Consider the following 25696-nt stretch of genomic DNA (forward strand, 5'->3'; position numbering starts at 1 on the left):
ATTCCGGCTCGCGGGGCCGATCGGATCAGCGGAACGGCGTGACTTCCGGTCCACCGGCTGTCCCCCGCGCATCCACCGATCGGTGGATGCGGAAGTAGATCATCGGGTTGTCGCGGCCGGTGTGCACCGCGGCGTCGACGCCGAGTTCGCGCCTGAGTTCGTTGAGGCAAGCGTACGCGTGTTTCGCGCGGGCGCGGGCCGCGGTGAAGTACGGAGTCTGCGTTTTTTCCAGCCAGCGCACCACTTCAGCGCCTTCGGTGAACGGCAGCGGGGCGGCGCGGTGGAATACGTCGTGCACGCTTACCGCGGCGTCGATCTTCGGGAACACGTCGGAGAGGTACCACCTCGCGAAGCGCGCGCCGTGGTCGGCGTCGATGAACAGATAGTCCACATCGGACAGCCAGTCGCCGTCGAGGGTGCGCGCGTCGCCCTGGCGGAATTCCCAGCGGCCCTCGGCCAGCGCGTGCGGGACGGTTTTCATGGCGGTGCCGATGAGATCGACCGTGGTCAGCCTGCCGGTGCCGTTGTCCGCGAGCGCGCGGAGGAGCCAGCTCGTGGACCAGCCGTGCAGCGAACCGATCTCCACGACTTTCTCCGGTTTCAGGTGCCGCAGGAGCAGGTACGTGATTTCTGCTTCGACGTCGTCCAGCTGCGTCTTCATCGTCGGATGCGCGCGGCGGTGCGCTCGTTGGGCGTCTTTCGCGGCGCGCAACGCTTCGGTGTGCTCGCGGTAGAGCGAGCACACGAGGTCGAGCGTCACCTGGTTCGCGGTTCGTTCCATGCCGCTGATCGTGGCCGCGCGAACCGCCCCGGGTAATCCGGCTGACCGCCGGGCGGGGTGGGGAATTCCCCCGTCGCGGGCTAGGGATGCCTGCGCCAGCCGAGCGTCATGTCCTTTGTGGACAGCCAGGCGGCGAGGTCGTACCCGTGCGCGGCGAGCCCCTCGACGGCGGCGTAGGCGACTTCGAGCGCGTACTCGCCTTCCTTCTCCGGCAGCAGGTTCCCGGCGACGGCGGCGAGCAGTTCGTCGGTGTCGATCACCCGGACCGAGATCTTGTCCTTGAGCACGAGGTCGAGGTAGAGGTCGGTGGCCACCCAGCGCGGGCCGTCGCGGTGCACGCGCACCACGTCGAGGTAGAAGTCCTGGTCGCGTTCGTGGCCGGGGCTGAACCAGAAGTCGGTGATCCGCAGGCCCAGCTCGGGCAGCAGCCAGGACTCGAGGTAGTGGAACTGCGCCCGCCCCGGCGCCGGCCGCGCCAGGTACAGGCCGAACGGCTCCTCGCGGAACTCCTCCACGTCGCGGCGGATGCCCTTGTTGTCGATGTTCACGCGGGCGGCCGGGTCGAACGTCTCGACCTTCGGCGGGTGCAGATCGGTCATCCGCCCATCCTGCCCTGCCCGCGCCTTCCGCGAGAATCTCCGGAACGCCGGTCAGGGGTGCGGGCGAGGGGCTAAAGTGCGCGGGTCGTTCGGTTCTCCTGGGGGGACAAGCAGTTGTTCGGGATCATCAGGCCCTGCCGGCACCGGCTGGCCGGGCGGCTGCACGCGGACTGGACGGCGCACCTGTGCGGCCTCTGCCTCGCGCTGCGCGACCAGCACGGGCAGTTCGCCCGGGTCGTGACGAACTACGACGCGCTGATCGTGTCGGCGCTGGTCGAGGCGCAGCTGCCGAGCGGGCCCCGGCGCGCCGCGGGACCGTGCCCGCTGCGGTCGATGCGTCCGGCGTCGGTCGCGGTCGGCGACGGCGCCCGGCTCGCCGCGGCGGTGTCGCTGGTGCTGGCTTCGGCGAAGGTCGACGACCACGTCGCCGACCGGGACGGCGCTTTCGCCCGGCGTCCGGTCGCCGGAGCGGCCCGGCTCGTCGCGCGCCGCTGGGCCGCGCAGGGCGGCCGGACGGGGGCTGGGATCGGCTTCGACACCGCGGTGCTGACCGAGGCGGCCGGCCGGCAGGGCGAGCTGGAACGCGCGCTTCGGGCCGGAGACTCGCCGCTGCTGGCGACCGAACCGGCCGAGCTGGCGTCGTCGGCGGCGTTCGCGCAGACCGCGGTGCTGGCCGGACGCCCCGGCAACCGCGCGCCGCTCGCCGAGGCCGGACGGCTGTTCGGCCGGGTGGCCCACCTGCTCGACGCGGTCGAGGACCTGGCCGCCGATGCCGCGTCCGGCTCCTGGAATCCGCTGCTGGCCACGGGGACCGCGCTGGACGAGGCGCACCGGTTGTGCTCGGACGCGGTGCTCGGGGTCGAGCTGGCGCTGCGCGAGGCGGAGTTCGCCGACGCGGCGCTGGTGCACGCGCTACTGGTGCACGAGCTGCGGCAGGCGGTGCGGCGGACGTTCGGGCACCACCGCTTGCACGGCCAGCAGCCGCCGCCCGGGTGGATCGGGCCGGGACCGGCCCCGCAGCAATCGCCGTACGGGCCGGGGATCGGGGCGGCTGGGCCGGGGCACGGCGCTCCGGTCCCAGGGCACGGGCCTGCCGGGATGCCCGGTCCCGGCGGTCCTGGCGGTCCCGGTGGGCCGGGTGGTCCCGGTGGTCCTGGCGGCCCGGGTGGTCCGGACGGCCCGGAGCCGCCGGAGGACCCGCGTTCGCTGGACGGCAAGGGCGGCGGCTGCTGGGCGCCGAGGTTCGCGGTCCCGCCGGAACGCCGCACCTTCTTCGCGGGCTGCGCGATCGCGACGTACATGTGCTGCTCCTGCCAGTTCTGCTGCCGCGACCCGTACCCGGGCCCGTGGAGCGGCGAACCGCACAGCGGCGGATGCGATTGCGGCGGGTGCGACTGCGACTGCGGCTGTTGCGACGGGTGTGACTGCTGCAGCTGCTGAGCCCGCCGTCCGGGCCGGAGGATCCGCAGCTCAGCGGGGTCGCAGCGGAAATTGTCGGTGCCCCGGCCTACCCTGGTTCCCGTGGCTTTCGCAACCGAACACCCCGTCCTCGCCCAGTCCGACTTCCGCCCCGTCTCCGAGGTGCCTCGCGCCGGCGGCCGGTTCGAGGTCGTCAGCGAGTACCATCCCGCCGGCGACCAGCCCGCGGCCATCGACGAGCTCGAACGCCGGATCAAGGCGGGCGAGAAGGACGTCGTGCTGCTCGGCGCCACCGGCACCGGCAAATCGGCCACCACCGCGTGGCTGATCGAGCGCGTCCAGCGGCCCACGCTGGTGATGGCCCCGAACAAGACGCTGGCCGCGCAGCTGGCCAACGAGCTGCGCGAGCTGTTCCCGCACAACGCGGTCGAATACTTCGTCAGCTACTACGACTACTACCAGCCCGAGGCGTACATCGCGCAGACGGACACCTACATCGAGAAGGACTCGTCGATCAACGACGACGTCGAGCGGCTGCGCCACTCCGCCACGATGAACCTGCTCTCGCGGCGCGACGTCATCGTGGTCGCGTCCGTCTCCTGCATCTACGGCCTGGGCACGCCGCAGTCGTACCTCGACCGGTCCACGAAGCTGGAGGTCGGCGCCACGGTGGAGCGCGACGTGCTGTTGCGCGCGCTGGTCGACGTGCAGTACGCGCGCAACGACATCGCCTTCGCGCGAGGCACGTTCCGGGTCCGCGGCGACACGGTGGAGATCATCCCGGCGTACGAGGAGCTGGCGATCCGCGTCGAGTTCTTCGGCGACGAGATCGACAAGCTGTACTACCTGCACCCGCTCACCGGCGACATCGTGCGCGAGGTCGACGAGGTCCGGATCTTCCCGGCCACGCACTACGTCGCCGGGCCGGAGCGGATGGAGAAGGCGATCCGCGGCATCGAGGCCGAGCTGGAGGAACGGCTGGCCGAGCTGGAGAAGCAGGGCAAGCTGCTGGAAGCGCAGCGGCTGCGGATGCGCACCGCCTACGACATCGAGATGATGCGCCAGGTCGGCTTCTGCTCCGGCATCGAGAACTACTCGCGGCACATCGACGGCCGCGGCCCGGGCTCCGCGCCGGCCACCCTGATCGACTACTTCCCGGAAGACTTCCTGCTGGTCATCGACGAATCGCACCAGACGGTGCCGCAGATCGGCGGCATGTACGAGGGCGACATGAGCCGCAAGCGCAACCTCGTCGACTACGGGTTCCGGCTGCCGAGCGCGGTCGACAACCGGCCGCTGACCTGGGAGGAGTTCTCCGACCGGATCGGCCAGACGGTGTACCTGTCGGCGACGCCGGGCCCGTACGAGATGGGGCGGACCGGCGGCGAGTTCGTGGAGCAGGTCATCCGGCCCACCGGCCTGGTCGACCCGAAGGTGGTCGTGAAGCCCACCGAGGGGCAGATCGACGACCTGGTGCACGAGATCCGCGAGCGCGCGGACAAGGACGAGCGGGTCCTGGTCACCACGCTCACCAAGAAGATGGCCGAGGACCTCACGGACTACCTGCTGGAGCTGGGCATCCGGGTCCGCTACCTGCACTCGGAGGTCGACACGCTGCGCCGGGTCGAGCTGCTGCGCCAGCTGCGCGCGGGCGACTACGACGTCCTGGTCGGCATCAACCTGCTGCGCGAGGGCCTCGACCTGCCCGAGGTGTCGCTGGTCGCGATCCTCGACGCGGACAAGGAAGGCTTCCTGCGCAGCGGCACGTCGCTGATCCAGACCATCGGCCGCGCGGCGCGGAACGTGTCCGGCGAGGTCCACATGTACGCGGACAAGATCACCGACTCGATGAAGTACGCGATCGACGAGACCGACCGCCGCCGCGCCAAGCAGATCGCCTACAACGAGGAACGCGGCCTCGACCCGCAGCCGCTGCGCAAGAAGATCGCCGACATCCTCGACCGCGTCTACAGCGAGGCGGAAGACTCCGACGAGACGGTCGCGGTCGGCGGTTCGGGCCGCAACGCCTCGCGCGGCAAGAAGCCGGAACAGGGCGACCGCGTCCGCAGCTCGGGCATGCTCACCGACAAGAACGTGTCGGCGATGCCGCGCGCCGAACTGGCCGACCTGATCCAGCAGATGACCGACCAGATGATGCAGGCCGCCCGCGACCTGCAGTTCGAACTGGCCGCCCGGCTGCGCGACGAGGTCGCCGACCTGAAGAAGGAACTGCGCGGGATGGACGCCGCGGGAATCAAGTAATTACACCATCCCGGGTACCTTTACACCATGGCGATGAACATCAAGGATCCGGAAACGGAGCGCCTGGCCGCCGAGGTGGCCGAACTGACCGGCACCACGAAGACCGGTGCGGTCCGCGAGTCTCTTCAGCTGCGCCGGGACCAGCTGCGTAAGCACGAGGACGCCGAACAGCGGCTGAAGCGGTTGCGCCGGATGCTCGATGAGGAGATCTGGCCGCTCATCCCGCCGGAGGAGCTGGGAAAGCCGCTCTCCAAGGAAAAGGAAGAAGACATTCTCGGATTCGGGCCGGAGGGCGGGTGATCCTCGACAGCTCCGCGATCGTGGCGATTCTCCTGCGCGAGCCGGGTCACGAACGGCTCGAAGAACGCCTCGCCGAGGCGACCGCGCCGAGAATCGGCGCGCCGACCTTGGTGGAGGCGGGCGTCGTCTTGACGATGCGGCTGGGTTCCCGGGGGAGGCTGGTCCTGGCCAGGTTCATGCAGGAAAACCGCATCGCGGTGGTGCCCTTCGCCGAGGAACACGGCGAGATCGCCCTCGACGCCTTCAGCCAGTTCGGGAAGGGCCGTCATCCGGCGAAGCTGAATCTCGGCGACTGCTACAGCTACGCCACCGCCAAAATCGCCGGAGAACCGCTGCTCTGCACCGGCGACGACTTCCCGCAAACCGACCTGGAGCTGGTCAAACTGGAGGAGACCTGACCGGACCGGCGCGCGAGCACCCCCCGGCCCGGGGGTGCGCTCCGAATTGAGGCACCCCCGGTTCCCGGACCCTCGCTTCGACTTTCACAGAAACATGCGCCGGAAGCAATGGGTGCGCGGGCAGAGCCGAGGCAAGAAAGCCTCCCGTTCCCGCGATCGGCCCAGTTCTCCCCGATCCGCTGATGGCACGGCTGCCGCAACTGCTGCTCGGTGAACGCTTCCCAGGCCCGCCTTCGCGGACCGGACCGTGAGGAGTGTGCCGGGCGAAGGGATTAGCGCTTCAGCACCTTCTCCACGTATGCCTTCACTGCCGTCAGTGCTGGTTCCGATCGCCATAGCCGTTCGACCTGGGCGTCGTCGGACACGCGGTTCTCCGCGATCCGCTGGTGGTACGGCTGGCGCAGCTGCTGCTTGGTGTGCGCGAATGCCTCCGCGGGCAGCTCCCCGAGCCGGGTGGCCAGCTCCCGGGCCCGGCCGAGCACGTTCTCGCCCGCCACGACCTCGTCGACCAGGCCGCGGGGGAGCGCGTCGGCCATGGTGACCGTCGCGCCGCTGTAGATCAGGGACGGCAGTGGGGTCGTTCCGTAGGCGCAGCGCAGGATTTCCAGCGCCGACAACGGGAACGGCACGCCCACGAGCAGCTCCGTCACCCCGATGCGGCCGGGGCCGTCCGCGGCGATTCGGTGGTCGCATGCCGCCGCCAGGACCATGCCGCCCGCGATGGCGTGGCCGTTCACCGCCGCCACCACCGGGCGCGGGAAGCCGAAGACGGCCAGGAACGCGTCCGACAGCGCGGGCAGGAAATCGCTGACGTAGCGCGCGCCGCCCTCGTCGAGCGCCACCAGGTCCACTCCGGCGGAGAACATGTCGCCGGACCCGGTGAGCACGACCGCGCGCGCCCCTGCGGCGTCGGCCTCTTCGAGTCTGATCACCAGTTCTTTGCAGGTGGCGGTGTCGAGGGTGTTGCCGCGCCCGTGGTCGAGGGTCACGAGTGCGACGCCGGCATCGAGTTCCAGGTGGATCGTCACGCGCCGAACCGTACCGGACATCCGGCTCAGCTGGTGACGTCCTTGCGTGCGAACCGGCGGCCCGCGAGCAGCAGGAACACCGTCGTGTAGACGACCGAGGACAGCACCCCGCTGGCCAGGTTGGTCCAGTCGATGTCGGTGGAGATCAGGTCGATCCAGGCGAACGAGTAGTGCGTCGGCAGGTAGTTCCGCAATCCCTCCAAAGCGGTGATCTGGTCGAGGATCTGCGACAGGATCGCCACGAGCACCGTCCCGCCGACCGCGCCCAGCGGCGCCTCTGTCGAAACGCTCAGCAGCAGCGCCAGCCCGGCGACCCAGGCCAGCTGCACCACGATGTACACAGTGGACATCAGCAGCGCGAGCAGGCTGTCGCCGAAGCCGACCGCGTCGCCGGTGGGGCTGATCGCGTCGCCCGCGCCGTACCAGAGGATGCCGACCAGCAGCGAAACCACCGGCAGCAGCACCAGCGCGGCGATCGACAGCAGCCCGGACACCACGGCCTTCTGCCGCAGCAGCCGATGCCGCGGCACCGGGATCGCGAGCAGGTACTTCAGGCTCGACCACGACGATTCGCTCGCGATCGTGTCGCCGAAGAACAACGCGACGATCATCGGCAGCAGGAACGTCCCGGACACGAAGAACGCGAGCACCACGAAGTTCGGCGCGCTCGCCGTCGCGAGGTCCACGAACCCGCCGGTGCGGCGGTTCGGATTCGACTGCCCGATCTGGAACGCCACCACGAGGATGAACGGCAGCACCGCGACGAACGCCAGCACCAGCTGGGTCCGCCGGCGGCGGAACTGCCGTTTCAGCTCCACGCCCAGCCGCAGCGTCCGGTCGGCGCGGTACCCCGCCACCGCCCCGTCCGGCCCGACCTCGGCCGGTTCCGCGGTGGCGAGGTCGCTGAGCTCCTGCAGCGCGGCGGGGTCGGTGTGGACTCCGCCGGAACCGTTGGTGTCGTTCATGAGCCTTCTCCCACGAACTGCCGGAACCGGTCTTGGACGCGGCGCAGGCTGCTGCCCAGATCGCCGAGCAGCCCGCCGAAACTGTTGCCCTCGCTCATGAATCCTCTCCCACCAGCTGCAGGAACGCGTCTTCGAGCCGTCGCCGCGGCCCGGCTTGTTCGACCGCGACCCCGGCGCGCACCAGTGCCGCGACCGCCTCCGCGCGGGGCAGGCCGTCGAGATTCGCGTGCACCAGATCGCCTTCGGTTTCGATGTCCGACACCCCGCCGATGCTCTTCAGCGTCGCCGCGGCCGCTGCCGGGTCGTCGACCCGGAACGTGGCCTCGCCGCTCGAGGCCGCCAGTTCGCCGACCTCGCCGGAGGCCACCAGCCTCCCGCGGTGCATGACCACCACGTGCGAACACGTCTGCTCGACCTCGGCCAGCAGGTGGCTCGAGACGACGACGGTGCGCCCGGTGGCGGCGTAGCGCTGCAGGACCTCCCGCATCTGGTGGATCTGCGGCGGGTCGAGCCCGTTGGTCGGTTCGTCGAGCACCATCAGCTCCGGCAGCCCGAGCATCGCCTGCGCGATCGCGAGCCGCTGCCGCATGCCCTGGCTGTAGGTCTTCACCCGCCGGTGCACCGCGTCGCCGAGCCCGGCGATCTCCAGCGCCTCGGTGAAATGCGCCTTCTCGGCGGGCCGCCCGGTCGCCGCCCAATACAGCTCCAGGTTCGCCTTGCCGGACAGATGCGGCAGGAACCCGGAGCCCTCGACGAACGACCCGATCCGCGACAGCACCGGCGCGCCCGGCGCGATCCGGTGGCCGAACACGCGGATCTCGCCCGCGGTCGGCGTGATCAGGCCCATCAGCATCCGCAGCGTGGTCGTCTTGCCCGCGCCGTTCGGGCCGAGCAAACCGAGCACCTGGCCCGGTTCGACGCGGAACGACAGGTCCCGCACCGCGATGAAGCCGCCCGCGTACTGCTTGCGCAGCCCCTTGATCACCAGCGGCGTGTCCGCGAGTTCCGGGTCGACGTCGTGCGCCCGGCGCCGCCGGATCGCCGCGACCACGACGGCCGCGAGCGCGACCAGCAGCGTCGCGCCGATGCCGATCAGCTGCCCGACCGGCACGGGAGCGCCGACCGACGCACCGGGCACCACCGGAACGGCGAGCCCGGCACCCGGCGCGAGCTCGATCCGGAACACTCCCGGCTGCGCCGGCACCGAGTACGCCTGGTCCGTCGTGCCAACGACGAGCCGCAGCGAATGCCCGGAGTCGATCGGCCGCACGACGCCCGGCAGCGTCACCGTGACGTCGACCGGCGTGCCGTCCGCGGGCAGCCCGGCGACCCGGAACGGCGCGACCGCGTTCGCGGGCAGCACGCGGGTGCCGTCCTGGCCGACGTCGTACAGCTTCGCGAACAGCACCGCTTCCGGCTGCGGATTCGCCGGATCGGCCGCGACCCGCAGCTGCACGGTGCTCGAACCGGAGAGCAGAACCTGGCTGCCGAACGGCGCGGTGGCGAACTGCGCGGCCTGTCCCGGCGGGTCGCTGCTGAACAGCGGAGCCAGCCGGGAGGTGCCCGCCGCGAGCCCGTTGAGCCCGGGAATCCCGCTCACCGCCGCCGGATTCGCCCCGGCGGGCCGGACGACCGGCTGCGCCGGACCGCTGAGCGCCACCTGCTTCCGTTCGGTTCCGGCGCCGTCGAGCCCGGGGTAGGCGGCGGCGTTGACCGTCCGCACCGACGGGGTTCCGTTGGCGCGCAACGTGCCTTGGACGTCATAGCTGAAGCCGTGGCCCGGATCGCCCTGTCCGGTGAGCGACGACCACAGGAAGTCGCCGATCTTCGCGCGCAGCTGCGGGCCGGGGATGCCGCCGTCGTGCCCGCCGGTGTACCAGATCGTGCGCACCGATCCGCCCGCCGCGGTGATCTGCCGCGCGGTGGCGTCGGATTGGTCGAGCCCGAACAGCGTGTCGCTCTCGCCCTGCACGAGCAGCGTCGGCGCGGTGATCTTGCCGGTGACCGACGAGGGCGAGACGCGGTGCAGCAGCGCGACCGTCTCCGGGCTGGCCTTGCCGGTGGTCGCGAGTTCCGCGTACGCCTTGCACACCGCCGCGGTGAAGCGGCCGCACGGATCCGCGGACGGCCGCTCCGCTCGTGCCCCGGCCGGTGGCGTGGCGGCTTGCGGCGCGGTGCCGCCGCTGTTTCCCGCGGTGCTGCCGTTGTCGCTGGTCTTCTGCCCCGCCTCGGGAGCTTCGGCGGACGGCGTGCTCGCCGCGGCCGCGCCCGAACCGGCGGAGAAGAAGATGCCCGCCCAGCTTTTCTTGAAGACGCCGTCCGGCGAGAACGCGCCAGCGGCCGGAGTCTTCGCTGTCGGAGCGGTCGCCGCGGCGGCGTTCGGCACGAGAGCCTGGCCGAGGTCGTTGTAGGTGATCACCGGCGCGAGCGCGCGCACCCGGTGGTCGGTCCCGGCGAGCAACAGCGACAGCGAACCGCCGTACGACGCCCCGGTCACGCCGATCTCGGGCGCGCCGCCGGAACCTTTCGCGACGTCGGGGCTCGCCGCCAGCCGGTCGACGAGCCGCCGCGCGTCGGCTACCTCGCCGTCCGGGTCGTTCAGCCCGATCTTGCCGGTGCTGTGCCCGAATCCGCGCGCGGACCAGGCGAGCACCACGAACCCGCGCTGCGCGAGCTCGCGCGCCTGCGGGTCCACACTGGACTTGTCGCCGCCGAAGCCGTGCGCGAGCAGCACCGCGGGCGCGGGCGTGCGTTCGGGGTAGTAGGTCGTGGTGTCGATCCGGACCTGATCGGGGGACCCTGGTCCGGCGGGCATCGAGACGAAGGCGTCCTGGGTCCGGACCGGTGCGGGACCGCGGTCGCGGGTCGCCCAGACGGTCACCGCGGCAGCGGCGACCAGCACCACGGCGGCGACGGCGACGAGCCGGGAACCGCGGGTGCGGGGAAACGGGATTCGGGGCACGAAGCGACGTTATGACTATCTTCCTGAGAACCAATACCCGGCCTCACACAGATTTGATGGTGCGGGGTTGAGGGCACCGGACCACCACCGCGGGATCGCGCCGACGTTTGGGCCGAGCGGCGGGACAGGCCGAAGGCCCTCCCGTCGCTCGGCCCAAACGTCGGCTTGAAGGCGATCCCGCGCGCACCGGCGAAGCCGGTGCCATCGATACGGTGATGTGGGCAACCCCGGCTGGCGTTCGCGCCCTGTAACCGGCAGACTGAACACGCTGTGAGGGGAGTATTCCTTCGCGGCGGTGTCGTCAGCACGGTGACCCGGGCGAGTCATTCGCCGAGGTCCCCGGCACCGTCGGCCGGTTTCGCACCGGCGGGAGAGACCTCCGGTTAGTTGCTGCTGCGCACTATCCGGAGGTTTTCGACATGACCGTCCCCTTGTGGCTGTGGTTCGCGACAGTCGGCGGGCTGCTCGCGCTGATCGCCATCGACCTGGTGATCGTCGACCACAAGCCGCACGAGGTGACCACCGGCGAGGCCGCGCGCTGGGTGATCTTCTACATCGCCTGCGCCGTCCTGTTCGGAGCCGGCGTCTGGATCTTCGCCGGGCACGACCCCGGGGTCCAGTTCTTCACCGGGTACATCACCGAGTACTCGCTGAGCGTCGACAACCTCTTCATCTTCATGGTCATCATGGCCTCGTTCAAGGTGCCGGCGATCCACCAGCACCGCGTGCTGCTCGTCGGGATCCTGCTCGCGCTGGGCATGCGCAGCGTGTTCATCGCGGTCGGCGCGGCGCTGATCAACCAGTTCGTCTGGGTCTTCTTCGTGTTCGGCGCGGTGCTCGTGTGGACCGCGATCAGCATGCTGCGCGGCAACGGCGGCGGCGAGGAGGAGTACCACGAGAACGCGCTCACCCGCTGGGTGCGCAAGCTCTTCCCGGTCACCGACGACTACCGCGGCCACAAGTACCTGGTCAAGGAAGACGGCCAGCGGAAGATCACCCCGATGCTGCTGGTGATCGTCGCGATCGGCTCGGCCGACCTGCTGTTCGCGGTGGACTCCATCCCGGCGATCTTCGGCATCACCCAGGAGGCGTTCCTGGTCTTCACCGCCAACGCGTTCGCGCTGATGGGCCTGCGGCAGCTGTACTTCCTGCTCGGCGGGCTGGTCACGAAGCTGGTGTACCTCAGCTACGGCCTCGCGGTGATCCTCGCCTTCATCGGCGCGAAGCTGGTGGTGCACGCGCTGCACGAGTACCACCTGGCGCCGGACTGGCTGGACATCAGCAACTGGATGTCGCTCGGCGTCATCGTCGTGGTCCTGACCGTGACCACGGTGCTGAGCCTGGCCAAGGCCAAGCGCGACGAACGGCGGGCGGTCGAGGCCAAATAGGTCGTTTGCCTTGCTAAGGATCGGGTACGGTCGTCGGCATGCGTCCTGCCGACATCGAAGCCCTCGTCGTCCCCGGCCGTCCCGCGCTGCGCGGTGACCTCCTGCTCGCCGCGGTGAGCAGTCCCGATCTGGAAACCGACCAGTACCGCAGCGCGATCCGCCGGATCTCGCTTTCCGGCGGCGAAACGCCGTGGACGCAAGGTCCGCGCGACTCGTCGCCGGCGATCTCGCCGGACGGCCGGTGGGTCGCGTTCCTGCGCGCCGGGGACGGCAAAGGCGCCGAGGGCAGCCCGCAGGTGCACGTGATGCCCGTCGACGGCGGCGAGTCCCGGAAGCTCACCTCGCTGCACCTGGGCGCGGACGCCCCGGTGTGGGCCCCGGATTCGCGCTGGCTCGCGTTCACCGCGCGCGAAGCCGAACCGGGCCGCTACGGCACCGAGGACGCCGACGGGCGCACGCCGGACCCCGCCGCCGAGGCGCCGCGGCTGATCACCCGGCTCGACTACCGCTTCGACAACGTCGGCTTCCTGCGCGACCGGCCGAAACGGCTGTACGTGCTCGACACCTTCGAAGAGGGCGAGCCGGAAGCGGTGACGCCCCGGGACTACAGCGTCAACCAGCCGGTCTGGACGCCGGACGGCGAGCGCGTGGTCGTGACCGTGCCGCACGACTTCGACCGCGCGGAAACGCGCGAGCACGACCTTGTCGCGTTCCCGGTCGACGGCGGCGAACCCGAGGTGCTGGCCGCCTGCGCCGGGTACGCCGACCAGCCGGTGTATGCGCCGGACGGCACGCTCTACTTCTTCGGCACGTCCCATGAGGACGGTGTCGTCGTGGCTTCCAACACCGGTCTGTACGCGGTCGTCTCGGACGGAAAGCCGCGGCGGCTGACCGATGTGGAGACTGTGGACATCGAGGCAGGCTCGGGACCGGCGATTCCGCTCGGCGACGAGATTCTGCTGGCCGTGCGCAATCGCGGTGCGGTGGAACTGCGCGCGGTCCCGAAGGATGCCGACGAGGCGAAACTGGCTGACCTGCGGGTGCTGCACGCGGGTCACTCGGCGGTCCACGGCTTCGCGGCGGACGGCGACACTGTCGTCGCAGTTGTGGCCGGTTTGGACACTGCGGGCGAACTCGTGGTGCTCGGCTCCGATGGTCCGCGCGTGCTCACCGATTACTCGAAGCCGTTGCGGGACAAGGGTCTTTGCGAGGTCGTGGAACTCGAAACGACCGCGCCGGACGGCTACCCGGTGCACGGCTGGCTCGTGCTGCCCGAAGGCGAAGGGCCGCATCCGGTGCTGCGCGTGGTCCACGGCGGACCGTTCGCCCAGCAGGAGTGGACGGTGTTCGACGAGGCGCAGGTGTACGCGTCAGCGGGGTTCGCGGTCGTGCTCGGCAACCCGCGCGGTTCGGCCGGATACGGGCAATCGCACGGTACTTCGGTCGTGCACAACCTGGGCACCGTCGATGTCGACGACGTGCTCGCGCTGCTCGACAAGGCGCTGGAGCGGCCGGACCTCGACGCGTCGCGAACCGGGATCATGGGCGGTTCCTACGGCGGGTTCATGACGAGCTGGGTCGCCGCGAAGCATCCGGACCGGTTCCGCGCCGCGTGGAGCGAGCGCGCGGTGAACGCGTGGGATTCCTTCGCCGGCAGCTCGGACATCGGCTACTACTTCACCGAGGCCTACGTCGGCGCGGACCTCGACGAGCAGCGGCGCCGCAGCCCGCTCAGCCACGCCGCCGACGTGCGGATCCCGTTCGCCGTCGTGCATTCCGAGCAGGACTGGCGATGCCCGCTGGAGCAGGCGCAGCGGCAGTTCGTGGCGCTGCGCCAGGCCGGGGTCGAGACGGAATTCCTGCTGTTCCCCGGCGAGGGCCACGAGCTGACGCGCTCGGGCAAGCCGCGGCACCGGGTGCAGCGGTTCGAGGCGGTGCTGGCCTGGTGGGCCCGGCACCTCAGCTGAGCAGCGTGTAGTTCAGCTCCTCGCACACCCGCCCGAGCGGCACGTCGAGCCCCGGATGGTCCAGCGGAAGCAGGACGTCCGGGGCGATCGGCAGCGCCGCGCCCGCGGGCGGGTCCCACAGGCACACCGAGGGCTTGCCCGCGTCCATGGACGAGCGGTACCAGAGCCCGTCGAGGTCCGGCATCGCGCCGCGGATCGCCCGCGCCCACGCCTGGGTGATCTTCTTCGGGCCGCTGGAGATCTCCTGCGACGCGCCGACCCGGGTCGGCCACAGCCCGGTGAGGTCGAGCAGCCGCAGCACCCGCGTCGGGCGCACCACGACCAGCCGGGGGCCGCGCGTCGTGCGGTCGACCGTCGAGGTCGTCTGGAACACCTCGGCGACGCTCGTGCGCACGGTCAGGCCGAAATACAGCACGCCGTTGCCCGGGTCGGTGACCGGACGGCCGCCGCGGCCGGGCGTCTGCTGGTCGAACCGGCCGTGCGGGAGCGGGCCGGTGTAGCGGAAGGTGTTCCACTGCTGCGGATGGTTGCCGTGCGCGGTGAAGATGCGGACCAGCCGGGTCTCGGGCTGCACCGAAACCACGTCGTGGCTGCGGTCCAGCCCCTTGACCAGAGCAGACCGCGCCGGAGGCGAGGGGAGCCGGGCCATGCGGGGGAGGTCGTCCGTCCTGTGTCGGGGCAGGGGGCGGGCCCGCGCCGCGACGGGCGCGGCGGTGCGCGGGCGGGAAGGTCAGCGGGTCAGAACGGCGAGCCGAGCGTGGCCACGAGCCGGGCCACCTGCTCGGGGTCGCCGCCGGCGAGCAGCCACTGCCGCGGCGTGGCCGGCCGGTCGCTGATCACCAGGTCGGACTGCGGGGTGTTCATGAACGCGGCGACGACCAGCGCGGGCTGGTCCTCGGGGACGGCGCGCAGCACGGTCTCCAGGCCGGGCAGCACGCCCGCGCCGTTGAACTGCCACGCGGGCAGCCGCCAGCCCTGGTCCTTCCAGCCGGTGAGCCTGCCCTCCTTGAGCCGGTGCCGGATCCGGCTGTCGTCGACGTTCAGCATCTCGGCGGCCTGGCCGACCGACAGCGCGGAATCGGCGAGCACGGCGTGCGCGGCGACGGTGCGCGCGCGGAAGTCCGGTTCGCCCTCGTCGCGCGGGCTCAGGTCGAGGCCCGCGTCGGCGAGCGCGGCCCGCTGGTCGGGGGAGAAGTAGTGCGAGGGGTCGGGGTTGGGCGGCGACAGCCTTCGGGCCGCGTCCTCCACGAGCGTGAGAAACTCGTTCGCGTCGGCTTTGAGGCCGGCTCTTGCGAGAACGTTCTCCAGCGCTATCGACATACGCTCAGCCTAGCGCGTGTGTGCGGGTTCGTGCGGTTTCTCGCCTTTTTGTGGGTGAATTCACCAAAGATCGACACGTATCGCACAGAAGTCAACACTGCGCGTAGGCGAGTTCGGGACAGTCTGCCCCGGCTCGGGCGCCTTGTCCAGGCTTTCGAGTGCTTGACACTCCCGGACCGCCGATTTACGTTGCGAACGAGTAATCGGTTTCCCGCCCTCGGGTGCGGCCCGTGCTCCGCCGTCCGCGGCGGAAGCTGGGGGGACAGGGGGTGGGGCGGGCCTGGCGGCTCGGCGGATCTCCGCCGGGCCGCCAGGCACGTCGTTTCCCTCCGGATCCGCGTGGTTTCCGGGGACGCACGCCGGATTACGCCGGGTCTTTCAACGCCTTTGGCCGGCGACGGGAGCCGTGCCGGTCGATCGCCGTGGTCCGCGACGGAAGCCGGGGGCGTGGCCTCGGAGGCCCTTCTCGCCCGTGCTCTCTTCGCTGGGTTTCGCCGGGCTTTCCTGGTCCGCGGGTTCCCCGGCGCGGCCGGTCAGCGATGGGAGCTTTGCCGGTCGATCAGCTGCGCGTCCAGGGTCGTGGTGACCGGTTCGCGGGTGCTGTCGGCGATGCGGGCCAGCAGCAGTTGCGCGGCGACCCGGCCGATCTCGTAGGCCGGCTGCGCCACGACCGTCAGCGGAGGGTCGATCAAGGTCGTCCACGGGGCGTCGTCGAACGAGACGATGCCGATGTCGCGCCCGGCCCGCAGGTTCCGCTCCGCGAGCGCCTCGAGGACTCCGATCGCCATCGTGCTGTTCGCGACCAGCAGCGCGTCCGGCGGCGCCGGCTGGTCCAGCAGGTCCCCGGCGGCGCGCCGGGCGCCTTCCGCGCGGTACTCGGCCCGGCGGAAGACCGCGTTCTCCTCGCCGACCGCGTCGAAGTAGCCGGACAGCCGGTCGTCGGCGGTGCGCACGCCGGACGGCCCGGTCAGGCACGCCACCCGCCGGTAGCCGTTAGCGACGAGATGCCGGGCCGCCTGCCGGGCCGCGCGGCGGGTGTCGACGAGCACCTGGTCGCCGTCGGTGCCGGGCAGCGGCCGGTCGACCGCGACCACCGGCGTGCCGAGCCGGCGCAGCCGGGTGACGTTCGTGGCCGGGCCGGTGGGCGACAGCAGCACGCCCGCGACGCGTTCCTGCAGCGCGACGTCGAGGTACCGGCGTTCCTTGTCCTCGTTCTCGTCGGAATTGCAGAGCACCACCGAGTACCCCGACACCTGCGCGAGATCCTCGACCCCGCGCGCGATCGAGGTGAAGAACGGGTTCTCGACGTCGGAGATGATCAGCGCGAGCACCGCGGTCTCCTGGCGGCGCAGGTTCCGGGCCAGTCCGTTCGGGTGATAGCCCAGCTCCTCGGCGGCCTCCAGCACCCGGGCGGCCAGCTCGGGATCCACTGTGGACTTGCCGTTCAGGGTCCGCGACACCGTGGCGGTCGAGACGCCTGCCCTGGCGGCGACGTCGCTGATCGTGGCCACCGAGCCTCCTCGTCCTGGCTTCCTTGACACCCCGGTGACCGCAGAATACCGTCCCGGTAATCGTTTACCGTCCGATTGCCGGGGGTGCTGCGATGCAACCGGGCCCGTTGCTCGGCATCGACATCGGCACGTCCAGTTCGAAAGGCGTCCTCGTGGGTGCGGACGGCACTGTACTGGCGCGCGCCGCCCGCCCGCACAGCACCTCCCGCCCGCGCCCCGGCTGGTTCGAGCACGACGCCGAGACCGTGTGGTGGGCCGGGTTCGCCGCGCTGGTGCGCGAATTGCTGGCCGGGGGGCACGCGCCGGCCGGGCTCGCGGTGAGCGGCATCGGCCCGGTGCTGCTGCCCGCCGACGGCGACGGCCGCCCGCTGCGCCCGGCGATCCTCTACGGCGTCGACACCCGGGCCGGCGCGGAAATCGCCGAGCTGACCGCCGAACTCGGCGAAGAGTCCATTGTGGAGCGCTGCGGCAGCGCGCTGTCGAGCCAGGCGGCCGGCCCCAAGTGGCGGTGGCTGTACCGGCACGAGCCGGACGTCGCCGCGCGGGCCCGGCAGTTCCTGATGGCGAGTTCGTACCTGGTGCGGCGGCTGACCGGCGAATACGTGCTCGACCACCATTCGGCCAGCCAGTGCGACCCGATGTACGACCTGCGCGCGGGCGGCTGGGCGGAGGACTGGGCCGCGCTGGTGGCTCCGGGGATCGACCTGCCGCGGCTCGCCTGGCCGACCGAGGTCGTCGGCACGGTCACCGCCGAGGCGGCCGCCGAGACCGGGCTGCCGGCCGGATTGCCGGTCACCTGCGGCACGATCGACGCGTGGGCCGAAGCGACCAGCGCGGGCGTGCGCGACCCCGGCGACACGATGGTCATGTACGGCACCACGATGTTCCTCGTCCAGGCCGTCGCGGAGGCTCGTCCGGTGCCCGGATTGTGGGCGACGCGCGGGGTTTTCCCGGGCAGCTACTCGCTGGCCGCGGGCATGGCGACGTCCGGCGCGATCACCGACTGGCTGCGGGAACTGTTCGACGGCGATTTCGCCGAACTGGTCGCTTCGGCCGGCCGGGTTCCGGCGGGAAGCCGCGGTTTGCTGATGCTGCCGTACTTCGCGGGCGAGCGGACTCCGGTGCCGGATCCGTTGGCGCGCGGCGTGATCGCCGGGCTGACCACCTCGCACGGCCGGGCGGAGCTGTACCGCGCGGCGCTGGAGGGAACGGCTTACGGGGTGCGGCACAACCTCGCCGCGATGGGCGCGCCCGCCCGCCGGCTGGTGGCTGTCGGGGGCGGCACGCAGGGGCGCGTGTGGACGGGCATCGTCAGCGACGTGACCCGGACACCGCAGCATCTTCCGACGGAAACTGTCGGCGCGTGCTTCGGGGACGCGTACCTGGCGGCGGTGGCGGTCGGGCTGGAGCCGGACATCGAGGAGTGGAACCCGGTCGCCGAGGTGATCGAGCCGGATCCGGTCCGGGCGGATCGGTACGACGAGTTCTACGCGCACTATCGCGCGTTGTATCCGGCGACGGCGGAGACGGCGCATTTCCTTGCGCGGCAGCAGGAATCGGCGGCGGAGTGAGTCATCCGGCGAAGTAGGCGCCCGGGGTGAGGCCGGTGAGCGCCCGGCATTCGCGGGTGAGGTGCGGCTGGTCGGCGTACCCCGCGGCGACGGCCAGTTCGGCGAGGGTCGCGGTGGTCGGCGCCAGTGCGATGGCTCGCTGGAGGCGCAGGATTCGCCGGTAGGTGGCCGGTCCGTAGCCGACTGCGAGGGTGAAGAGGCGGCGGGCCTGTCGTTCGCTCCGGCCTGGTTTCGCCGGGTGCCCTGGGGAGAAGGCGCGGGCTGGAGGACAAGCAGACGGGTGGCCGGCATTCGGGGCAGGGCGCGGTGCCGCGGGTTTCTCTCCTTGACCGCGGCCTGGGCTTCCGGTGTCCGCGGCGAGTTGCGCCAGCATTCGTTCCACCACCGGATCCATGACCGCGGCCCGTTCCGTCGCGATCTCGGCCGTCGCGTCGGCGAGGTCGCGGCCGTGGAGGATCTCGTCGGCGAGCGTCGCGCCGCGGCGGTTCCAGAGGTCGGCCAGGGAAACCCGGCTGTCGCGCAGTTCGTCCGCGCCCACGCCGAGCAGCGCCGCCGCCGCACCCGGCCGGATGCGCAGGCCGCGCAGCCGGGCGCCGGGCGGGAACACCGACGTCCACGCCGTCGTGTCCGGTCCGGCCACGAAGACCTGGCCGGCGCCGGCGACGAGGTCGACGCAGCCGTCCGGGACGATCCGCTTCGGACCGGGCTCGGCCGACTCCCAGCGGCACCGCACGAGGCGGCGCAGCCGGTCCGGCGGCGGGCTTTCCGAGTACACCCCGCGATCATGCCCCGGGGGTACGACAGAATGCGAGGATGACCCCGATCGATGCCCTGGCCTGGGTCCACGTGCGGGACCGGCGGCTGTTGTCCGTGCGCACCGCGGGCAAGGAAAAGTTCTATCTCCCCGGCGGCAAGCGCGAACCCGGCGAGGGCGACGTCGAGGGCTTGTGCCGGGAGATCCGCGAGGAACTCGGCGTCGCGCTCGACCCGCTCAGCTTCCGCTTCTTCGCGCTGCTCGACGAGCAGGCCGACGGATTCGCCGACGGCCGCCGCGTCCGGATGACCTGCTACACCGCCGACCACACCGGCGAACCGGAGCCGTCGGCGGAGATCGCCGAGGCCGCCTGGCTGCGCGCCGAGGACGCCGCCGCCTGCCCGCCCGCCGGACAGCGCGTGCTGCGGATGCTGGCCGAGGCGGGGCTCGTCGACTGAGCACCCTGCGCCTGATCACCCTGGGTCAAGCGGGGGATGCGCGAGCGTCATCGGCATCGTGCGTGGTGACCGTACTCGTGAGCGAACGCCCCCTACCCCCAACAGGGTGAAATGGAGCCGATTTTCCCGGGTTGGCTAACGCCGTGTAACGGTCTGGCGAAGAACCAGACGTCGCACTCGCGGGAAGTGCGCTCGAGAAGAGAAGACCTCTCCATGGGTGTTCCTGGCGCGACCCGGCCCACGGCGGCCCGGGGGGAATCGGGCAGGCTGCGGCCGCTCGGAAGCGCGGTGGTCGTGGCCGGCGTCGTCGCCGTCGCGGTCGCCGTCGCGTGGTACGTCATGCCGAAAGCGACCCCGGACCGGCCGGCTCGGGCCGCGTCGGTGCCGTCGGTGACCGTCGAACCGGCGATCGTGCACGAGGTGACCCGCACGGTCGTCTACGAACTCGACGGGGGGGACGTCGCGCACAACCTCACCTACGTCGCGACCGGCGGCGACCTCGAACAACAGGCCGAGGTGCGGCTGCCCTGGTCGGTGACGGTGCAGCGGAAGGCTCCCGCCGAGCAGCCGGTGTTCAGCAGCCTGGTCGCGCAGAGCACCGGGGCGCTGCTGTGCCGGATCCGGGTGGACGGGCACGTGGTGGCCGAGAAGTCGGTGGCGGGGGAGGGGCGGCAGCTCAGCTGCAGCGCCTGACCGGGGCTGCTCGAAGCATTTCCGATGCCGCATGGGGGTTTCTCCGGAGCGCGGGGATCTCGTTTCGCCGACGGATCACGCGCGATCCACGGACCTCAGCGGGGGCGAAGTCTCGCCAGCCGCTGCACCGGGTCGGCCTTACGAGCGCCGCTACCGCCGACCCGACGCGGAGAAACCTCATCGGGCTAGCGCCGGTCAGGGAGAAGCCTCCGGTTCGCCGTGCCGGGCCTTGGTCTGCGGCGGGGATCGTCGCAGTGGGCGGTGCGGTCGGATTGGGGCGCGCTTGAATCCGCCGCATGCCGTGCCTCTGGGAAAGCTCGGCGGGGCGAGCGGTGGTCTGGAGGACGGCCTGCGAGGGTTCGGGCGCGCTTTGAATCCGCCGCACGCCGAGGCGCTGAGAAACCCGGCTGGGCCAGCGGTGGTCAGCAGAAACCGGCCCGGCTCACCGCACCGGGCCTTGGCCTGCGGCAGGATCACCCCGTGAACGGTGCCATCGGATTCGGGCCCGCGCTGATCGCCGTGCTCGTGGGGCTGGCGTTCGCGGGTGCGGCCGTCGTCCGGTTCGGGCAGCTGGGGCAGGGGCGGGCGGTGCTCGTCGCGGCCGTCCGTGCCGTCGCGCAGCTCGCGCTTGTCTCGCTGGTCATCACGGTCATCCTGCGGTCGGGCTGGCTGACCGGCCTGTTCGTCCTCGCGATGTTCTCCATCGCCGCCGCGACGTCCGCCAGCCGGATCGGGGCGCCGAAGCGGGTCGGGTGGGTCGCGTTGTCGCTGGCGGCCGGCGTCCTTCCGGTGCTGGGGCTCGTGCTCGGTTCCGGCGTGGTTCCGGCGAAGCCGATCTCGATCGTGCCGGTCGCGGGGATCGTGATCGGCGGTGCGATGACCGCGACCTCGCAGGCCGCCCGTCGTGCGCTCGACGAGCTCAAGCAACGGCGCGGCGAGTACGAAGCCGCGCTGGCGCTGGGGTTTCTGCCGAGGCAGGCCGCGCTGGAGATCTGCCGTCCGTCGGCGGGGCACGCGCTCATCCCGGTTCTCGACCAGACCCGGACGGTCGGCCTGGTGACGTTGCCGGGCGCGTACGTCGGCGTCCTGCTGGGCGGGGCGAGCCCGCTTCAGGCCGGTACGACGCAGGTGCTGGTGCTGATCGGGCTGCTGGCCGCGGAAGCGAGCGCGGTCCTGGTGACGGTGGAACTCGTCGCGGCGGGGGCGCTCCGCCGCGACGAGCCGGCTCAGCCGAGCGGGGCCGCCAGGTGAGACCGGTCGTTGAAGCCGCGGATCAGCCAGTTGTCGCCGTGCACCACGAGGTGCGAGATCGATCCGTTGTCCGCGCCCAGGAACGCGAACCGCTCCAGCGCGCGGCTCGCCTGCGCGAACACCTCGCCGATCACGCCGCCGTGGGTGAAGACCGCGACTCGCTGGTCCGGGTGCGCCGCGGCGATCCGCGTGAGCGCGGCCCGGATCCGCAGGCCGAACGCCTCGTCGGATTCCGCGCCGGGCAGGACGTCCCACCGTTGCTCTTCCCACAGCTTCCGCGCCAGCGGATGCCCCTCGGCGGTGTGCTTGCGGAACAGCCCGTTTTCCCATTCGCCTAGGTGGATTTCGCGCAGATCAGGCTCGACGGACGGGGTGAGGCCGAGCTTTTCCGCCAGCGGCGCCGCGGTCTGCGCGGTGCGCCGCAACGTGGTCACGTACAGCGCGTCGATGCGTTCCGAGGCCAGCCGTTCGCCTACGCGCACGGCGTGGTCGCGGCCTTCCGGCGCGAGGTCCGGGTCGGCCTGGCCGTCGACGAGGTCGAACGGCTCGCTGAGCCGTTGCGGCATCGATTCCCCGTGGCGCACCAGGAAAATCTCGGTGGCGCCCGCGGGCGGGCTGAAGCGGTGCTGGCGGTACTCGACTTCCTGTTCGGGCGTGCTCATGCCCCGACCCTAACCGGTCGGCTCAACCGAGTTGCTTGTCCACGAAGCACCATCGCCACGTCTCGCCCGGCTCGAAGCTGCGCATCACCGGGTGCAGGGTTTCGTGGAAGTGCTGCGTGGCGTGCTTGCCCGGCGACGAGTCGCAGCAGGCGACGTGCCCGCACTTGAGGCACTTGCGCAGGTGCACCCAGGTCATCCCGGCTTCGACGCATTCGGCGCAGGAGTCCGGGGAGCTGGGTTGTTTGTCCGGCCATTCGTGGCTGAGGTGCTTGCAGGACCCGGCTGTGGCGGCGGGGGTGCTGAGTTCGCGTTCGGCCACCGGGGGTTCCTCCTCGTCGCGGTCGAGCATGGATTCTTCGATGTCGAGCCGGGCCAGTACCCGGCGCAGCACGGCGTCGTCGGCCGTGCCGCGGTCGCGGGCCTTCAGGAACACTTCGCGTTCGGCTTCCAGGAGCTGGACGCGCAGCCGACGGTAGGCGTCGCTCGGGGTTTCCGCGAGCGTGCTCTGCCGCCCGAGCTGTTCCCACGCGGCGTCGGACCGGCCTTGCAACCGGTCGCGCAGCCGGTCGATCACCTCGGGCGGGTCTTCCGGACGGCGCAATTCCTCCAGCTTCGTGAGCGCGGCGCGGGTCATGTCGTGCAGCACGGCGGCTTCCTGCAGCGCGTCCTCCGCCGGGTCCGGACGCGGCAGCCGGAGCCGCCGGATCAACGGCGGCAACGTCATGCCCTGCACCACGAGCGTCCCGGCCACGACGACCACCGCGGCCAGCACGAGCACCGCGCGCTGCGGCGTGTCCGCGGGCAGCACGAACGCCGCGGCGAGCGTGACCACGCCGCGCATCCCGGCCCACGCGATCACCGCCGAATAGCGCCACGGCCACACCTTGCCGCGCTGGAGGCCCAGTCCGTTGAGGACGCGTTTCACCACGCCGATGCCGGCCATCCAGAGCATCCGCGTGAGGATGGTCGCGGCGAGCACCGCCGCGCAGATCCCCACGAGCTGCCACAGCGACAGCCCGCTCTTGCCGACCTCGTGCAGGATTCGCCGCACCTGCAGGCCGATCAGCAGGAAGACCATGTTCTCCAGCAGGAACTGGACGGTCTCCCAGTTCAGCCTGCTCGCCAGCCGCGACGGACCGGACTGGATCCGCGGCGTCTGATGCCCCTGGATCAGCCCGGTGACGACCACGGCCAGCACGCCGGATCCGTGCACCGCTTCAGCGAGCAGATAGGCCGCGAAGGGAACCGCGAACGACAGCGCGGTGTCGGTGAGCGTGTCTTCCAGCTTCGCGCGCACGTACGTCACGATCAGGCCGACGACGAAGCCCACGACGATCCCGCCGGCGGCCGCGAGCAGGAAGTCGAGACCGACCTGCCAGAGGCTGACCGCGCCGGCGATCGCCGCGATCGCGGTCCGCAGTGCGACCAGCGCGGCGGCGTCGTTGAACAGGCTTTCGCCCTCCAGCAGCCGGACGAGCTTGCGCGGCATCCCGACCCGTCGCGCGACCACGCTCGCCGCCACCGCGTCCGGCGGCGCGACGACCGCGCCCAGCGCGATCCCGGCCGCCAGCGGCAATCCCGGCACGACCAGCCAGGCGACCAGCCCGACGCCGAACGCGGTGAACACCACGAGCCCGACCGACAGCAGCGCGATCGGCCCGCGCAGCTTGCGGAACGCGACCAGCGACGTCTGGATCGACGCCGAGTACAGCAGCGGCGGCAGCAGTCCGACGAGGACGATCTCCGGGTCCAGTTCGTACTGCGGCACCCCGGGAACGAACGAGACCCCGACGCCGACCGCGACCAGGCACAGCGGCGCCGACCAGTCCATCCGGCGCGCGACGACGGTCACCAGGAGGACCGTCAGGACGAGCGCCACCAATTCCGCTGCGATTTCCACGGCACAATCATCACCCGCGGCCTCGGAGCACGCGCGGGGACCGGCGCTAGGCTGCGCTCGTGACGACGGTGGAGACGCGGGCCGGTGCCGTCCGCGGCGAAGTGCGGGACGGAGCCGGCGTTTTCCTGGGGGTGCCGTTCGCGGAGCCGCCGGTGGGGGAGCTGCGGTTCCGGCCGCCGGTGCCGGTGGCGCCCTGGACCGGGGTGCGCGACGCGACGGAGTTCGCGGCCAAAGCTCCGCAGCCCGACGTGACCGGTAAACGCTTCGTCGGCGACGAGGACTGCTTGTACGTCAACGTGTACGCGCCCGAAGCGCCCGGCTCGTACCCGGTGCTGGTCTGGATCCACGGCGGCGGCGGGGTGATGGGCGCGCCGCACCAGTTCGACGCGTCCGCGTACGCCCGCCACGGCGTGGTCGTGGTGACCGTCGGGTACCGGCTCGGGGTGCTCGGCTTGCTCCGGCTGCCCGGGGTTTCCGACGGGAATCTCTCGCTGCAGGACCAAGTGCTGGCGCTGGAATGGGTCCGCGACAACGTGGCCGCGTTCGGCGGCGACCCCCGGCGCGTGACGCTCGCCGGGCAGTCCAACGGCGGCCGCACGGTGGGGACGCTGCTGGCGGTTCCGGCGGCGCGCGGCCTGTTCAGCCAGGCGATCGTGCAGAGCGGCACCGGCGTCGGCTCCGTCGTGCACACGCCCGCGGAAGCGGAAGCTGTCGGCGAGGCGGTGCTGGCTGAGCTGGGTGACAGAGATCTGCGGACGGTGCCGGCCACGGAGATTTTGGCCGCGCAGCAACGAGTCACGGCTCAGCTCGGCTCGCTCGTGACGTACCGGGTGGTGGTCGGCGGAGACCTCCTGCCGCGGCGGCCCGGCGAAGCGGTCGCGGACGGTGCGGCGCGCGAGGTGCGGATCCTTACCGGCACCACGGCCGACGAGCAGGACCTGTTCTCCTGGCTGCAAACCGGCGGCGCGAAACTGCTCGGCACCGGCTCGACCATGCTCGAACCGGAGGACATCGCCCGGATGACCGAGGCGTACCGGGAACTGCTGCCGGACTGGCCGGAGGACCAGCTGGTGAACCGCGTCCGCACGGCGGGGGACTGGTGGCTGCCGTCGATCCGGCTCGCGGAATCCCAGCACGCGGCGGGCGGAACCGCGTGGATGTACCGGCTGGACTGGCGGATCGCGCCGCGCGGGAAGGGCCTCGGCGCGGCGCACACGGTGGACCTGCCGTTCGTGTTCGACGACGTCGGCAATCCGCATTGGCGTTTTCTGTTCGCGCTCGCCCGGCCTGCTCCGGAGCGGCTGCGGGCGATGGCGAAGGAGATGTTCGCGACGTGGGTCCGGTTCGTGGCGACCGGCGATCCGGGCTGGGCGGCGTATGCGCCGCGGGACCGGGTGACGCGGGTGTTCGACGACGTGAGCGCGACGGTGTCGGATCCGGACGCGGAGCAGCGGAGGTTGTGGGGGTCGTGAGCGGCAATCCCGGTTAGAACCGGGATTGCCGCTCA

General features: G+C 71.4%; 22 protein-coding genes. 11 read left to right on the forward strand and 11 right to left on the reverse strand.

Features of this window, described 5'->3' with window-relative positions:
- Positions 1–25: 25 nt before the first annotated feature.
- Positions 26–781 (reverse strand): class I SAM-dependent methyltransferase, encoded by a 756-nt coding sequence (locus F9C12_RS40945; protein ID WP_409464037.1) that lies wholly within the window; start codon positions 779–781, stop codon positions 26–28.
- A gap of 80 nt (positions 782–861) precedes the next feature.
- A complete protein-coding gene (locus F9C12_RS40950) occupies positions 862–1380 on the reverse strand; it encodes a DUF402 domain-containing protein (protein ID WP_409464038.1) in 519 nt (172 codons plus the stop codon).
- A gap of 114 nt (positions 1381–1494) precedes the next feature.
- Between F9C12_RS40950 and F9C12_RS40955 the strand changes: the two genes are divergently transcribed.
- From F9C12_RS40955 to F9C12_RS40970, 4 genes are all read left to right on the forward strand, one after another.
- Complete coding sequence (locus F9C12_RS40955) at positions 1495–2820, forward strand: DUF5685 family protein (protein ID WP_409464039.1); 1326 nt, start codon at positions 1495–1497, stop codon at positions 2818–2820.
- Between the two features lie 81 nt (positions 2821–2901).
- Positions 2902–5061: an excinuclease ABC subunit UvrB gene (gene uvrB / locus F9C12_RS40960; RefSeq protein WP_409464040.1), complete on the forward strand. Its 2160-nt coding sequence runs from the start codon at positions 2902–2904 to the stop codon at positions 5059–5061.
- Between the two features lie 27 nt (positions 5062–5088).
- On the forward strand, positions 5089–5361 hold the full coding sequence (locus F9C12_RS40965; protein ID WP_409464041.1) for a type II toxin-antitoxin system VapB family antitoxin: 273 nt from the start codon (positions 5089–5091) through the stop codon (positions 5359–5361).
- Complete coding sequence (locus F9C12_RS40970) at positions 5358–5759, forward strand: type II toxin-antitoxin system VapC family toxin (protein WP_409464042.1); 402 nt, start codon at positions 5358–5360, stop codon at positions 5757–5759. The genes F9C12_RS40965 and F9C12_RS40970 overlap by 4 nt, the downstream gene beginning before the upstream one ends.
- Before the next feature lie 272 nt (positions 5760–6031).
- Here F9C12_RS40970 and F9C12_RS40975 read toward each other — a convergent pair whose 3' ends face one another.
- From F9C12_RS40975 to F9C12_RS40985, 3 genes are all read right to left on the reverse strand, one after another.
- The gene (locus tag F9C12_RS40975) at positions 6032–6787 is read right to left on the reverse strand and encodes an enoyl-CoA hydratase/isomerase family protein (protein WP_409464043.1); all 756 of its coding nucleotides are present in this window, start codon (positions 6785–6787) and stop codon (positions 6032–6034) included.
- Positions 6788–6813: 26 nt separating this feature from the next.
- Positions 6814–7752 (reverse strand): ABC transporter permease, encoded by a 939-nt coding sequence (locus F9C12_RS40980; RefSeq protein WP_409464044.1) that lies wholly within the window; start codon positions 7750–7752, stop codon positions 6814–6816.
- Between the two features lie 94 nt (positions 7753–7846).
- On the reverse strand, positions 7847–10714 hold the full coding sequence (locus tag F9C12_RS40985; protein WP_409464045.1) for an alpha/beta fold hydrolase: 2868 nt from the start codon (positions 10712–10714) through the stop codon (positions 7847–7849).
- Positions 10715–11133: 419 nt separating this feature from the next.
- On the opposite strand from F9C12_RS40985, the gene F9C12_RS40990 reads away from it, so the two are divergent.
- A complete protein-coding gene (locus F9C12_RS40990; protein ID WP_409179688.1) occupies positions 11134–12102 on the forward strand; it encodes a TerC family protein in 969 nt (322 codons plus the stop codon).
- Between the two features lie 38 nt (positions 12103–12140).
- Positions 12141–14069, forward strand: coding sequence for a S9 family peptidase (locus tag F9C12_RS40995; RefSeq protein WP_409464046.1), 1929 nt, complete (start codon positions 12141–12143; stop codon positions 14067–14069).
- Here F9C12_RS40995 and F9C12_RS41000 read toward each other — a convergent pair.
- The 3 genes from F9C12_RS41000 to F9C12_RS41010 all read right to left on the reverse strand — a co-directional run bounded on the left by F9C12_RS41000 (position 14062) and on the right by F9C12_RS41010 (position 16900).
- Positions 14062–14718, reverse strand: a complete 657-nt coding sequence (locus tag F9C12_RS41000; protein WP_101439344.1) for an RES family NAD+ phosphorylase — start codon at positions 14716–14718, stop codon at positions 14062–14064. The two genes, F9C12_RS40995 and F9C12_RS41000, sit on opposite strands and share 8 nt — an antisense overlap.
- Positions 14719–14807: 89 nt before the next feature.
- A complete protein-coding gene (locus F9C12_RS41005; protein ID WP_409179690.1) occupies positions 14808–15389 on the reverse strand; it encodes a DNA-binding protein in 582 nt (193 codons plus the stop codon).
- Between the two features lie 533 nt (positions 15390–15922).
- Positions 15923–16900, reverse strand: coding sequence for a LacI family DNA-binding transcriptional regulator (locus F9C12_RS41010; RefSeq protein ID WP_409179691.1), 978 nt, complete (start codon positions 16898–16900; stop codon positions 15923–15925).
- A gap of 92 nt (positions 16901–16992) precedes the next feature.
- Here F9C12_RS41010 and F9C12_RS41015 point away from each other — a divergent pair, with 92 nt between their 5' ends.
- Positions 16993–18471, forward strand: a complete 1479-nt coding sequence (locus tag F9C12_RS41015) for an FGGY-family carbohydrate kinase (protein ID WP_409464047.1) — start codon at positions 16993–16995, stop codon at positions 18469–18471.
- A gap of 1 nt (position 18472) precedes the next feature.
- Here F9C12_RS41015 and F9C12_RS41020 read toward each other — a convergent pair whose 3' ends face one another.
- Entirely contained in the window at positions 18473–19246 is a 774-nt protein-coding gene (locus tag F9C12_RS41020) for a helix-turn-helix domain-containing protein (protein WP_409464048.1), read from the reverse strand.
- Positions 19247–19284: 38 nt separating this feature from the next.
- Here F9C12_RS41020 and F9C12_RS41025 point away from each other — a divergent pair, with 38 nt between their 5' ends.
- The 3 genes from F9C12_RS41025 (at position 19285) to F9C12_RS41035 (ending at position 21627) form a co-directional block, all read left to right on the forward strand.
- Positions 19285–19683, forward strand: a complete 399-nt coding sequence (locus F9C12_RS41025; RefSeq protein WP_409179694.1) for an NUDIX hydrolase — start codon at positions 19285–19287, stop codon at positions 19681–19683.
- A 213-nt stretch (positions 19684–19896) separates the two neighbouring features.
- The gene (locus tag F9C12_RS41030; RefSeq protein WP_409179695.1) at positions 19897–20376 is read left to right on the forward strand and encodes an MmpS family transport accessory protein; all 480 of its coding nucleotides are present in this window, start codon (positions 19897–19899) and stop codon (positions 20374–20376) included.
- Between the two features lie 480 nt (positions 20377–20856).
- Positions 20857–21627: an ABC transporter permease gene (locus tag F9C12_RS41035; RefSeq protein ID WP_409464049.1), complete on the forward strand. Its 771-nt coding sequence runs from the start codon at positions 20857–20859 to the stop codon at positions 21625–21627.
- Here the strand turns inward: F9C12_RS41035 and F9C12_RS41040 are convergent.
- Positions 21603–22289: a histidine phosphatase family protein gene (locus F9C12_RS41040; RefSeq protein ID WP_409179697.1), complete on the reverse strand. Its 687-nt coding sequence runs from the start codon at positions 22287–22289 to the stop codon at positions 21603–21605. The two genes, F9C12_RS41035 and F9C12_RS41040, sit on opposite strands and share 25 nt — an antisense overlap.
- A gap of 22 nt (positions 22290–22311) precedes the next feature.
- Positions 22312–24189: a Na+/H+ antiporter gene (locus tag F9C12_RS41045; protein WP_409464050.1), complete on the reverse strand. Its 1878-nt coding sequence runs from the start codon at positions 24187–24189 to the stop codon at positions 22312–22314.
- 59 nt (positions 24190–24248) lie between these two features.
- Here F9C12_RS41045 and F9C12_RS41050 point away from each other — a divergent pair, with 59 nt between their 5' ends.
- Complete coding sequence (locus F9C12_RS41050; RefSeq protein WP_409464051.1) at positions 24249–25661, forward strand: carboxylesterase/lipase family protein; 1413 nt, start codon at positions 24249–24251, stop codon at positions 25659–25661.
- The last annotated feature ends 35 nt before the right edge of the window (positions 25662–25696 follow it).

Origin of the sequence: Amycolatopsis sp. GA6-003, assembly GCF_046267895.1 — a bacterium.
Lineage (GTDB): Bacteria > Actinomycetota > Actinomycetes > Mycobacteriales > Pseudonocardiaceae > Amycolatopsis.